Genomic DNA, 12,678 nt, shown 5'->3' on the forward strand with positions numbered 1-12,678 from the left:
CGTGGACGACCTCGCCCCCGCCCTGACCCGCATCCTCGACGGACGCTGGGGTGAGGTGCGTCGTCGACTGCGCGAGCACGAGGACCCGAGCCGGTTCGCGCCACCGCCCGAGCGGCTGACGATCGACGAGCACCGCGCGTTCACCACCGCGCAGCTGCTCACCCTGACCGGCGAGGACTTCGCCAGCGCCGGGCTCGCCACGGGGATGGGCGGCAGCGCCGACTTCGGCGCCTCCGTCACCGCCTTCGAGATGCTCGGCCACGGCGACCTGTCCCTCCTCGTCAAGGCCGGGGTGCAGTTCGGCCTCTTCGGGGGCGCGATCGCCAACCTCGGCACCGAGCGGCACCACACGGCATACCTGCCCGGCATGGTCGACGGGAGCCTCCTGGGCTGCTTCGCCATGACCGAGACCGGGCACGGGTCCAACGTGCAGCACCTCGAGACCACGGCGACGCAGGACCTCGAGACGGACGAGATCGTCGTCAGCTCCCCGACCCCCGGGTCGCAGAAGAACTACATCGGCAACGCGGCGCGCGACGGCCGGATGGCGGCGGTGTTCGCCCAGCTGGTCAGCGCCGACGGTGAGGGGCACGGGGTCCACTGCGTCCTCGTCCCGATCCGCGACGAGGAGGGCCACCCCGTGCCCGGGGTGACCATCGGCGACAACGGTGCCAAGGGTGGACTGCCCGGCGTCGACAACGGCACCCTCGAGTTCGACGACGTGCGGGTGCCGCGCGAGAACCTGCTCGGCCGCTACGGCGACCTCGACGCCGACGGCACGTACACCTCGCCGATCGACAACGCCTCGCGCCGGTTCTTCACGATGCTGGGCACGCTGGTCCGCGGCCGGATCTCGGTGGCCGGCGGGGCGGGTGCCGCGACCCGGTCGGCCCTCACGCTGGCCACGAGGTACGCCCTGCACCGACGGCAGTTCGCCGCCCCCGGCGGCGGCGAGGAGGAGCTCACCCTGATGAGCTACCGCGCGCACCAGCGCAAGCTGCTGCCCGCCATCGCCAGGAGCTACGCGCTCATGCTCGCGCAGAACGACCTCGTCGAGATGATGCACGAGGTCGCGGGCCACGAGGGTGGCGCGCCCGAGGAGCACCAGCGCGAGCTCGAGGCCCGCGCCGCCGGGATCAAGGCCGTCACCACCCGGCACGCGACCGACTCCATCCAGATGTGCCGCGAGGCCTGCGGTGGCGCCGGCTACATGGCGCAGAACCGGCTCACCGACCTCAAGGCCGACACCGACGTCTTCACGACGTTCGAGGGCGACAACACCGTCCTGCTCCAGCTCGTGGCCAAGGGCCTGCTCACCGAGTTCCAGGAGACCTTCGAGGACAACTCGCCGAGAGCGATGATCGCCTTCGCCTCGCGCTTCACGGCGTCGTCGATCCTCGAGCGCACCCCGGCTGCCGGGCTCATCTCACGGCTCATGGCTCGCGCACCCAGCACCGACGACGACGACGCCGAACGGCACCGTGGCCGCCAGCTCTCGCTCTTCCTCGACCGCGAGAAGCACCTGCTCGAAGGAGTGGCGCTCCGGCTCGCGAAGGCCGCCAAGGCCGAGCCGGCGGACGCCTTCCGGATCTTCAACAACGCCCAGGACCACCTGCTCGCAGCGGCCGAGGCGCACATCGACCGCGTGCTGCTGGAAGCGATGTGCGCCGCCGTGGAGAGGTGCGAGGAGGGACCCGTGGCCGAGCTCCTCGACGACGTCACCGACCTCTTCGCCCTCTCGACCATCGAGCGCCACCGTGCCTGGTACCTCGAGCACGGACGGTTGACGCCCACCGCGTCGAAGCGCGTCATCCGCGGCGTCGGGGTCCTGTGCAAGGACCTCGCACCGCACGCAAGGCTGCTCGTCGACGCCTTCGCGATCCCCGAGGCGTGGCTGGGCGCACCGGGGCTGCTCGAGCCGTTGGAGTCCGCGTGAGCGAGCTACCGGCCACCCGCTGGGCCCTCGGGGGCGAGGCACACCTCGGCTACGGCCGGCGGTTCGCCGACCTCGTCGCGCGCGGCGAGGACGTCGACGGCGAGACCCGGCTTGCTGACGCGCTGCTGCCCCGAGGTGCCCGGGTGCTCGACGCCGGCGCCGGCATGGGCCGGGTCACGGCGGCGCTCCGGGAGCGCGGACACGAGGTCACGGGCGTCGACCCGGACCTCGCCCTCGTCGACCAGGCCGAACGCACCTACCCCGGGATCGCCCTGCTGCCGCTCGACATCCTCGCGCTCTCGCCGGAGGCGCTTGCGGCGCAGGGCCGCCCCACGGAGTTCGACCTCGTCGTGTCGGTGGGCAACGTCTTCATCCTGCTCGCGGAGGGCACCGAGCGACGGGCGCTCGCCACGCTGCGCGGGCTGCTCGCTCCCGGCGGTCGCCTCCTCATCGGGTTCCACCTCACCGGTGGCCCGGCGGGGAGCCGCGCCTACCCGCCGGAGGAGTTCGCGCTCGACGTCGAGGCCGCCGGACTGCGCTTCGACCTGCGTGCGGGCGGCTACGACCTGCGCCCGCCGGACGCGGAGTATGCCGTGTGGCTGCTCAGCGATGCCTCGTCACGTCCCTGACTCCGCGGGCGGCGGCCGGCCGACGCTGGCGCGCATCTCGTCGGCCGCGTCCCAGTCGTTGGCCTGCATCGCCGCGACCACGACGTCGTCCCGGATCCACCAGGCGCGGAAGGCCCCACTGAAGTCGCCGGTGGTCCGGACCCGGTCGTAGCCGTCCGGGCCGACACTCCCCCAGTACTCCATCCCGAGGTCGTACTGGTCGGTGTAGAAGTACGGCAGACGGGTGTAGGGCTCGTCGGCGCCGAGGATGGTCGCCGCAGCGGCCTTGCCCTGCTTGATCGCGGTGTCCCAGTGCTCGACGCGCAACCGCCGGCCCAGGACCGGGTGCTGCTGGTTCGCGGTGTCGCCGACGGCGAGGATGTCCGGGTCGGAGGACCGGAGGTGGGCGTCGACGAGCACGCCGTTGTCGACGTCGAGACCCGCCGCCTCCGCGAGGGCGGTGCGCGGCAGGACCCCTACGCCCACCACGACGAGGTCCGCCTCGGCGAGGTCGTCGGCGGTCACCGTCACACCGAGCCGGAGGTCGACTCCGTGCGATCGGTGCAGCTCCGCGAACCGTTCTGCCACCTCGGGACCGAGCACGCCCACCAGCGGCAGCTCGGCGCTCTCGTGGACGGTGACCTGCGCTCCCGCGAGCCGTGCCGCGGCGGCGACCTCGAGACCGATCCAGCCCGCACCGATGATCGCGACGTTCGCCCCGTCGGTCAGTGCCCGCTTGATCGCGGCGGAGTCCTCCACCGTCCGCAGGTACTGCACCGGCCGGCCGGAGTCGTCCGCCAGGGCCAGGCGCCTCGGCTCACAGCCGGTGGCGAGGACGAGCACGTCGTAGGGCTGTTCGCCGGCACCGGCGCCGGTGACGACGACGTGACGCTCCCGGTCGATGGACGTGACCTCCGTGCCCGTGTGCACCTCGACGTCGTGCCCGGTGTACCAGTCGGCGTCGTGGACGGTGGCGTCACCGGTCTCCTTCTTCCCGAGGAGGACGTCCTTGCTCAGCGGTGGCCGCTCGTAGGGCAGGTGCGACTCGGCCCCGATGAGGACGATCTCGCCCTCGTGCCCGCGCTCGCGCAGCTCCTCGACGACGTTCGCCCCGGCCAGACCTGCACCGACGACGACGACCCTCATGACATCTCCCGGTTCCGGTCCATGGGTCGAGACGCTACGCCGCCCCCGCCGACGTCACCGGCGGACCGGTCGGTCGCGATGGTCGCCTGCCGGCGGGAGGTGTCGACGTGGAGCTGGAAGATGTCGGGCCGGTGGTAGTGACCGGTCGGGTCCATGAGCCTGCGACCCGCCCTCACCTCGGTCAGGTCGAGGTCGACCACGAGGGTCTGCTCCGCCTCGCGGACCGGCCCGGCGAGCACCGCGCCGGTGGGCCCGACGACGACCGTGTTCCCCGGCTCGATCCACGGGCCGTTCGCCTCGAGGTACGCGGCCGGAACGAGCCGGTCGCGGTCGGGGAACCCAGCGGGGACGGCGTCGGCGTGGAGGACGGGGTTCACCCCGACGACGAACATGCGGTTCTCCCGGGCGAGGTGCTGCATGGTCGCGACCCAGGCGTCACCCACGGCGAGGGTCGGGGCCAGCCAGACGTCCACCCCCTGCGCGTAGAGGTGGAACCGGGCCAGCGGCATGTAGTTCTCCCAGCAGATGAGCCCGCCGACGCGGCCGAGCGGCGTGTCGACGACGTCCAGCGTCGACCCGTCACCCATCCCCCACACCGTGCGTTCCGACCCGGTCGGCACGAGCTTGCGGTGGCGCCCGGCGAGCTCACCGTCCGGGGAGAGGTAGAGGACCGTGTTGTAGATCGTCGACCCGTGGGGGTCACGCTCCTGGACCCCGACGACCAGCCACACGCCGTGCTTCTCCGCGATCGCCGCGAGCCGGTCGGCGGCCCTCCCCGGAATGGTCACGGCGTTCTCCACGAGCATCGCGAACCACTCGGCGTCGCCGTCCCAGATGGGTCGGGTGTCGATCCAGATCGGTGTCCCCGGGACGAACGCCTCGGGGAAGACCACCAGCTGCGCTCCCTCACGGGCCGCTGACGCGGTGAGCTCCTCGACCCGGTCGATCGTGGCGTCGCGGTCCATGAGCACGTACGTCGCCTGGACCGCGGCAACCCTCACGAGGTCCACCACTGCCGCAGCGGCAGCTGCGGGAGTCGTGACGGGACCGGCCTCGCCGCCAGCACCTGGTGGAGCTGGACGGCGTTGCGCTCGAAGCCGCGACGCGAGCCCGCGAGGTAGAGGCCCCAGACCTTCGCCGTGCCCTCCCCCACGTCGGCGACGCAGGAGGCCCAGTGCTCGACGAGGTTTTCACCCCAGGCCGCCAGGGTGAGGGCGTAGTGCTCACGCAGGTTCTCGGAGTGCACGACCTCGAAACCGTTGTCCTGCATGGTCGTGATGATCCGACCGGACCCGGTGAGCTCGCCGTCGGGGAAGATGTAGCGGTCGATGAAAGGGCCGACGCTCTTGGCCCGGTTCTCGGGTCTGGTGATGCAGTGGTTGAGCACCAGCCCTCCCGGCTTGACGTGGTGGAGCATCCAGTCGAAGTACGTGGGGTAGTTGCGCACCCCGATGTGCTCGGTGATGCCGATCGAGGAGATGGCGTCGAACCCGGTCTCGGTGACGCCGCGGTAGTCCTCGTGCCGGACGGTGGCGAGCTCCCCCAGCCCCTCTCGTGCGATGGCGACCTGGGCCCACGCCGCCTGCTCGCCGGACAGCGTCACGCCGAGCGCGCGCACGCCCCGCCGCGCGGCGTACCGGACCATCCCGCCCCACCCGCAGCCGATGTCGAGCAACCGGTCACCGGGACGCAGCGCGAGCTTCTCGAAGACGAGGCGGTACTTCTCCTCCTGCGCCTCGTCGAGCCCGGTGTCGTGGTCGGGAAAGACCGCGCAGGTGTAGGTCATGCTCGGTCCGAGCACCTGCTCGTAGAAGTGGTTCGAGACGTCGTAGTGGTGGCGGATCGCCTCGCTGTCGCGCCGGTGCGAGTGGCGCAGACCCTCCGCAACCCGCCGCCACCGCGGCACCGCCTCCTGCGGCGGCGGGGGCGGGGGCGCGAGGTTGCGTGGCCCGACGATGCGAGCGAGGTCGAGGAGCAGCCGCGGGTCAGGGCGGCGGAAGTGCACGCGTTCGAGGTCGACCAGCGCCTCGTAGGGGTTGCCCGGGTGCACACCCTCGACGACGAGGTCGCCGGTCGTGTAGGCGCGGGCCAGGCCGAGGTCCCCGGGCGCCGTGGCGAGGTAGGCGACCGCTCGCTGGTTGGCGATGTGGAGGGTTCGCGGGGCGCTGTCCGGTCCCGTCTTCGACCCGTCGTAGGCCGTGACCCGCACCGGCAGTGGGCCGACGACGACCTCGTCGACGAGGTCGGCGACCGTGCGGATCTCACCGGTCGTGTGGCTCATGCGTGTCGCACCGCCTTGTCGTAGAGGTGGGGGAAGCGCCCGTTCGGGTCGTAGGTGGCCTTGAGCGCGGCATACGCGTCGCCGCCGTAGAGGGCGTCGAAGTCGGCCCGGGAGTAGTAGGAGTCGGAGTACAGGGACTTGTGGCCGCCGACCTCGTGGACGCGGCGCTCGATGGCGCGGTTGGTCGCCCCCGGTTCCTCGCCCGGTCCCGGGCCGGGCACGGTCGACCAGAACCCGACGTTGACGTAGGTCCGTCCGGGCTCGAGCGGGTAGAGCGGCCACCTCCGCTCGTCGCGAAGACGCAACGGGCACAACCAGATCGGCTCGATCGGCACCTCGTCGAGGAACCAGTGCAGGAAGGTCGCGGTCTGCTCGAGCGGGATCTCGACGTCCTGGACGACCCGCTCCCGCGGCGGGTTGCCCCGACGTGCCTCGAGACGGTCCGAGAACCCGACGCGGCGGTCCGCGGCCACGAGCGTCCAGTACACGCTCGACCGGCGCCACCGGCGCGGCCACCACCGCCGCACGCGGGGGTTCTGGGCGCCGAAGGCGCGCGAACACCAGAACCAGTCGGTGTCCCAGCGCCAGAGGTAGTCGTGGGTGGTGAGCAGGTCGCGCCGCGGAGAGGCGCCCTCGTGCTGGATCGACCGGTAGTAGACCTGCTGCCCGGTGTAGTCGCTGGTCGGTCCGGTGCGGTCGGAGCGACGACCCAGCGTGAGGTACGCCTCGTCGCGCGAGAAGGCCACTCCGTCCACGTGGTCGACCTGCTCGCCGTCGTGCGACCCCGTCGCGACGACCTCGGCGATGGCGGCGCACAGGGCGTCGAGGTCGTGGAAGCGGACGTGCCTCACGTCCACACAGGTACCCACTGGCTCGAGCTCGATGCGCAGGCGGGTCGCGTAGCCGAGCGAGCCGTAGGAGTTGGGGAAGCCGCGGAAGAGGTCGGCGTGCTCGTTGTCCGGTGTGGCCGTGACGATCTCGCCGGCACCGGTGAGGACGTCCATCTCGAGGACGGACTCGTGCGGCAGCCCGTTGCGGAACGACGTCGACTCGATCCCGAGACCGGTGACCGCCCCCCCGACCGTGATGGTCCGCAGCTGGGGCACGACGAGCGGTGCGAGCCCGAGCGGCAGCGTTGCGGCGACGAGGTGCTCGTACGTGCACATGCCGTCGACGTCCGCGGTGAGGGTGCCGGCGTCGACGACTCGCACGCCGGTCAGCCCACTCGTGTCGAGCCCGGGTGTCGACGTGCCCTCCCGGGCGCGGAAGAGGTTGGACGTGCGCTTGGCCAGGCGCACGCGTTCGGTCGGGGGGACGGCGGCGAAGCTGGCGAGCAGCCGCCGCTCCCCCACGGTCCGCTCCGTCACGACGGGCCCCCCAGGTCGACGACCGAGGTGACGAGGACGCCGTCCGGCACCTCGTGGACCGCCGTGGTGTGGTCGGTGCCACGCGGTCGCACCTCTGGCGAGCCGTCGAAGCCGGTCGTGTAGGCCGCGAGGGCCAGCTGCACGTCCGCCCCCGCGGGCACGGTGAACCGGAGCGGAATGACCCGTCCCGGGCTGAACGCCACGACGCGGACCGAGCTCGGCGAACCGGAGGTCACCTCGTCCACGCGTTCGTCGTGGACGACGACCGACCGGATGCCGCCCGCGCTGCGGAGGTCGACGGTGACCGCGTACCGGCCCGCACCGGGTGCCACGTCGACGACGAGCTCCCGTCCTGCCGTGGTCGTGGTGTCGCGGGTGACGGTGACCGCCGGCGGGGTCACGTCGCCGCCGGACCTCATCCGTGCCGGGGCACTGAGTGCCGGCCGGGTCGCACCCGGTTGGTGGAAGGGCGACGCCTCGAACGGCGTCGGCGCCCAGCCGGTCGCGCCGACCTGCCGGGTGTGCGCGTCGAGCTCCTGCGGCAGGGCCACCCACCGCGCCGTGCCGGCGTCGGCGTCGACGTGGTGGACGAGGAGGTTCGGACGGGGTGCGGCGCCGAGGACGTTCGTCGCCACGCCGACCCCTGCTGCGGCCACGGCCAGCGCGCCCACGGCAGCCGCCGGACGCCACCCCATCCGCTCTCGTCCGACGAGGACGAGGGGGACGACGACGGTCAGCCCCAGCACGACCCACAGCATCGGCAGCGGGGTGGCGACGGGGAGGATCAGCTCGAACCGGGCGGACAGCAGGAAGTAGAGGGTGACGAGCGGGCTGAGGAGGAGCACGGCGGGAAGAGCCGCCAGGGTGGCGGTCACCTGCGTCGCGCGTGACGAGCGATCCCCGGTGACGAGGAACGCGAACCCGACCGTCGCCGCGAGCAGCGGCCAGGTGAACGCGTACGCCGCGTCCGGGAGCGCCACCGCGAACAGCAGCCCGATGAGGGCCCACCCGACCAGCCCGCCGGCCGCCATCTCCAGTGGAGAGCAGCGGCGTCGCACCGGCCACACGACGACGAGGACGCCGGCGGCACCGGCCGCGACGGCGGCCAGGACGTAGGCCGTCCGGTCGTGCACCCCGCCGTTCACGGCGTCGGACAGCCGTGGGTCGACGACCCGCGCTCCGAGCCACAGCGCGGTGGCGGCGAGGACGCCGGTGAGGCCGGCCGCGCCGAGGGCCAGCCAGGACAGGAGCACTCGACGCAGGGCGACGCTCCCCCGACGCACGGCCACCCCGACCGCCAGGACCACGGCCAGACCCGCCAGCACGGCGAGCGGCAGGGACCACGTCGAGGGGTAGGCCACCGTGACCACACCCACCACGGTGAAGGCGACGAGGTTCGGTGCCCGCACGGCGTCGAGGTCGGTCGACGCCAGCCGCTCCGCCAGCCGGACCACGGTGGTGCCGTACTCCGCGAGGGTTCCCGGGTGCATGGCGGCTGCCGTGTCGGTGCCCGAGTGGTATGCCGGGAGCCCACCCACGACCACCAGCTCGAGTCCCGCGGGCACGACGTCCTGGTAGCGGCCGAGGTCGGCGCCCTGCCCGGTGGCGTTGAGGGGCGCGGCGAATGCGGTGTGGACCACGGGTGACACCGCCGCGTCGAGGTACTGACGCAGCGCCCAGCCGTTGCGCGGGCTCGTCAGTGCCGGGGTGACCCGACCGGCGTTCCCGACGCCCTCGGTGTTGACGACGACCCGCACGTCCCTCATCCACCCGGCCGACTCCACCAGGGCGAGGGAGCCGAGCATCTCGTGCTCCTCGCCGTCGACGAAGGCCACGATGACGTCGTGGCGGGGCGGCGGTCCGGCCGAGAGGGACCGCATCGCGGCGAGGACGCTCACGACCCCCGCGCCGTTGTCGCCCGCGCCGGCGGACGTCGGGACGGAGTCGTGGTGCGCCGCCAGCAGGACGGTCTGGTCCGCGTCGGGCCCCACGCCCTCGAGCCGCGCCACGACGTTGCGGACGGTCCCGGTCCACACCGAGCGCGGCGCGTCCGGGGCCATGGTCACCCGGCGCGAGTCCACCTCCGGCTCCAGCCCCAGGGCGGTGAGCTCCCGCACGAGGTACGCCTCTACCGACGCCTGCTCGGGGGTGCCCATCGGGTGGGGTGCCGCCGCCACGACCGCGAGGTCCTCACGCGCCCGCTCGAGGGAGAACCCTCCACCGGTGTCCCCGGCGGGTTCGGCGGGTTCGGTCGGCGACCGCAGCGGGGAGACGCCCGCGAAGGCGACCACCCCGAGGATCGCCACCATGAGCAGCACGCCGACGGTCGGTCGAGTCGGGGTCCGGGTGACGTCACGCCGGCGACGGCGAGGGTTCATCGTCCGCAACACCTTCTCCGCCCGCGGGCCGCGGGTCACGTGTCGAACGGACGGACCAGAGGGTCACGGCCGGGACTCCGCCGACCCTTCGGAGGCTACGCCCGAGCCGCCACCGGTGTCCCCGGATTCACGTGCGCGGCACGCCCACGCCGACGTCCTGAACCCCGCGGGGGCCCGTCTCAGCCGCGCGCCACGAAGCCCGTGCGCAGGGCGAGGATGGCCGCACGTCAGGGGACATCCCCGCCGGTTCCCTGTTCCTGACCTGCGCCGTCGAGGGTTAACAGTGTCTTCACGCGAGATTGATGTTGCTGTTGCCCTGGACTTCACGAGCCCTTGACTCCTTCACGAGTGCACTGGGAAGGCGCGCTCCGGCACCGGCCGGTGGCCCGCAGGTGAACGCCCGTCGGGTGAACCCACCCCCGCTACGGCCGAGGGGATCGACGGCGACGCGCGCGAGCGTGTTGCCGAGCTGGCCGCCTCCCTCAGAGGCGCCTCACTCAGCGGTGTGGGTCTCGCCGACAGCCCCCGGTTGTATGCCGACCCACTCATCGAGACGACCCGGGTCCTCGCCGCCGACCCCGCCACCTTCGCCTACGCCGCCTCCCTGTCGGCCACCGACGTCCAGTCGGACCTGGAGGCGAGGTTTTGGGTGCCCGTCTGCGTGGCCACGCTGGTCCTGGACGGGGAGCTGCACGCCGCCGGGTTCCTCCCCGACGGGCTGGCGCGACCCGAGGTGGCGGCGCTGGCTCGCAGAGTCGACCTTCGTGAGGATGCGCGCTTCACGGCATCCCTTTCCGCGCGAACGACCGACCAGCGTGACCGTGATGTGGAAGGACGGAGACACCACCAGCGCGCATGTGCGCTCGGCCAAAGGCAACCCGGACAACCCCCTGAGCCCGGCAGGTGGTCACCGCCAAGTTCCGCGCCAACGTCGACACGGTTCTCACCTCGGACCTGTCGGCCCAGTGCGAGCGGCCCTTCCTCGGAGCGGGCGGGTCGACCACTCTGGCGGCCGTGGCCCAGGTGCTTTCGTGACTCGTGACGGCTGCCCTCCCTGAAAACATCTCCCGCCACCCCGGTCGCGGACGCGACGTGCTAGCGGGCTGGGGTCGCCCAGGCGGCGGCCGTGGGCAGCTGTTGGCTGGGGCAGCCGGACAGGACGGTGGCGATGGCGGCCTTCTCGGGGGCGGTCACCCAGAGGTCATAGGTCTTCTTGACCGCGACCTGTCGAGACACGTACAGGCATCGGATGGACACGGCAGGCGGGAGCCAGGTCGCCGCGTCGCCATCACCCTTCTGCGCGTTCAAGGGCCCGTCGACGGCCCAGAGGTTGAGCGGGTCGTTGGCGAAGTCCTTGCGCCTCGCCGGTGAGAGCTGTTGGGCTCCCGTCTGCCAGGCGTTCGACAGGGCGACAATGTGGTCGATCTGGACGGCAGTGCTCGTCGCCGTGCCACGGACGAAGTGGATCGTCCTGCCGGAGTACGGGTCCTTGAGGATGCCGGACAGCACGGTGCATCCACCGGTGTCGGACTTGAGGACCTCGTTGGTCAGGTCTCGCCGCAACACGTCGTTGCGTGTGTCGCAGCCGTTGTGGCCGCCCTGCACCGACACGTCATCGGTCCATGCCGATCCGAACTGGGCCCGGGCGTAGCCGGTCTTCGGGGCACGGCCCTTGACGGGCAGGGCGTGGAGAGCCGTGAGGGCCGAACCCGTCGTGGGGGTGGGGGTAGGGGTGGGGGTGCCGCAGGCGGTGGTGCTGGTGCTGAGGACGGACGGGCCGCCGATGAAGACCCGCAGCGAAGGCTTGAGGGCCTTGTCGGCGGTGGCGGTCGCGGGCGGCATGCACGTCCTGGTGCTCAGCAGCAGGGGCGCGTCGTTGACGGCCGCGGCCGGGGTACCGGACAGGCCGTCGGGGAAGTCGAAGCCCGAGGCGAAGAACACCGTTGGGGAACCGACCGGCCACACCGCCCGGGCCAGGGCCGCGGCGGTCTCGTACCGGTTGGTGCCGCCGTGGCGGGTGATCGTGACCCCGGGCACGGCGGCCCGAATCTGCTCCACGATCAGGTCCGGCACCGCCGCGGGACCACCCATCACCTTGACCGTGGCCGGCTCGAGCCGGACCAGCTCGGCAGAGGTCGCCTCGGGCAGGGTCGTGGGCAGCGTCAACAGCATCGGCGCGTCCTGCTTCGCGGCACCGGGACCACCGGAGAGCGCGTCGGCGAAGTCCAGACCCGAGGCGATGTACACCGTGCTCGCCGTCGGGAAGCCGACCTTGGACGCGTTCGCCGCAGTCTCGTACCGGTTCGCGCCCCCGATCCGCACGGTCGGGGCGATCGCGGTCAGCTGCGCCATCGCGCCTCCCGTGACCGCGGCCGGACCACCCAGAACGTAGATCGTGTCCGGGGCCAACCGGGCCAGCTCCGCGGTCACCGCAACCGAGACCGCCTCCGGCTTGGTCAGCAACAACGGTGCCACGCGCTGCGCCGCGACCGCACCACCGGCCAGCGCATCCGGGAAGTCGAACCCCGACGCCACGAACGCCGACCCCTGCGGGGCAGCGAACGACCGCTTCGACACCTCGGCCGACGTCACGTACCGGTCGGCACCCGAAACCCGCACCACCCCCGACCCGGACAACGGCGTCGGATCCGCCATCGCCACCCCACCCGCCGCCACCATCGTCGTGGCAACTACTGCTGCGCCTGCGAGGCCAAGCTGTGAAATTCGCACGTCGTTCCTGACTCTAGGTTACGCGAAGTAAAACAGATGCGCGCTGGCCCCGGAGCGATTTGGAGGATTGTTACTCCTCGCCGACGGCAGCTCACGAAACGCCAAACGGTGGACACCACAGAGCCAGGAGAGCCCACGTGGGCAAGGTGGTCATGAACGGCTCGGTGTCGGTGGGCGGCTTCGTCGCGGACGAGAACGACCTGGCCGGACCGCTCTTCGACTGGTTGTCCAG

9 protein-coding genes and 1 pseudogene are annotated in these 12,678 nt (G+C 72.2%); 4 read left to right on the forward strand and 6 right to left on the reverse strand.

The window, feature by feature from the left end:
• Window position 1: 1 nt before the first annotated feature.
• Window positions 2-1,936, forward strand: coding sequence for an acyl-CoA dehydrogenase family protein (locus AC3EU2_RS16850; protein WP_488177430.1), 1,935 nt, complete (start codon window positions 2-4; stop codon window positions 1,934-1,936).
• Window positions 1,933-2,565 (forward strand): class I SAM-dependent methyltransferase, encoded by a 633-nt coding sequence (locus AC3EU2_RS16855; RefSeq protein ID WP_488177431.1) that lies wholly within the window; start codon window positions 1,933-1,935, stop codon window positions 2,563-2,565. Before AC3EU2_RS16850 ends, AC3EU2_RS16855 begins: the two co-directional genes overlap by 4 nt.
• On the opposite strand, the gene AC3EU2_RS16860 is transcribed toward AC3EU2_RS16855, so the two are convergent.
• From AC3EU2_RS16860 to AC3EU2_RS16880, 5 genes are read right to left on the reverse strand one after another with little or no spacing between them, the layout of a single operon-like run.
• Window positions 2,554-3,690 carry an NAD(P)/FAD-dependent oxidoreductase gene (locus AC3EU2_RS16860; RefSeq protein WP_488177432.1) on the reverse strand — a complete coding sequence of 379 codons (1,137 nt, stop codon included), beginning with the start codon at window positions 3,688-3,690 and terminating at the stop codon, window positions 2,554-2,556. The two genes, AC3EU2_RS16855 and AC3EU2_RS16860, sit on opposite strands and share 12 nt — an antisense overlap.
• A complete protein-coding gene (locus AC3EU2_RS16865) occupies window positions 3,687-4,691 on the reverse strand; it encodes a carbon-nitrogen hydrolase family protein (protein WP_488177433.1) in 1,005 nt (334 codons plus the stop codon). The genes AC3EU2_RS16860 and AC3EU2_RS16865 overlap by 4 nt, the downstream gene beginning before the upstream one ends.
• Window positions 4,688-5,971 (reverse strand): class I SAM-dependent methyltransferase, encoded by a 1,284-nt coding sequence (locus AC3EU2_RS16870; protein WP_488177434.1) that lies wholly within the window; start codon window positions 5,969-5,971, stop codon window positions 4,688-4,690. The genes AC3EU2_RS16865 and AC3EU2_RS16870 overlap by 4 nt, the downstream gene beginning before the upstream one ends.
• Window positions 5,968-7,338 (reverse strand): FAD-binding oxidoreductase, encoded by a 1,371-nt coding sequence (locus AC3EU2_RS16875; RefSeq protein WP_488177435.1) that lies wholly within the window; start codon window positions 7,336-7,338, stop codon window positions 5,968-5,970. Before AC3EU2_RS16875 ends, AC3EU2_RS16870 begins: the two co-directional genes overlap by 4 nt.
• Window positions 7,335-9,716 carry a M28 family peptidase gene (locus tag AC3EU2_RS16880; RefSeq protein WP_488177436.1) on the reverse strand — a complete coding sequence of 794 codons (2,382 nt, stop codon included), beginning with the start codon at window positions 9,714-9,716 and terminating at the stop codon, window positions 7,335-7,337. Before AC3EU2_RS16880 ends, AC3EU2_RS16875 begins: the two co-directional genes overlap by 4 nt.
• 505 nt (window positions 9,717-10,221) lie before the next feature.
• On the opposite strand from AC3EU2_RS16880, the pseudogene AC3EU2_RS16885 reads away from it, so the two are divergent.
• Window positions 10,222-10,542 (forward strand): annotated as a pseudogene (locus tag AC3EU2_RS16885) (hypothetical protein); the annotation flags it as partial.
• Between the two features lie 77 nt (window positions 10,543-10,619).
• A complete protein-coding gene (locus tag AC3EU2_RS16890) occupies window positions 10,620-10,751 on the forward strand; it encodes a hypothetical protein (RefSeq protein ID WP_488179524.1) in 132 nt (43 codons plus the stop codon).
• A 60-nt stretch (window positions 10,752-10,811) separates the two neighbouring features.
• On the opposite strand, the gene AC3EU2_RS16895 is transcribed toward AC3EU2_RS16890, so the two are convergent.
• Window positions 10,812-12,446, reverse strand: coding sequence for a cell wall-binding repeat-containing protein (locus AC3EU2_RS16895; protein WP_488177437.1), 1,635 nt, complete (start codon window positions 12,444-12,446; stop codon window positions 10,812-10,814).
• Window positions 12,447-12,678 lie beyond the last annotated feature (232 nt).

The sequence above is a fragment of the Knoellia sp. B-D-2 genome, from assembly GCF_057714695.1.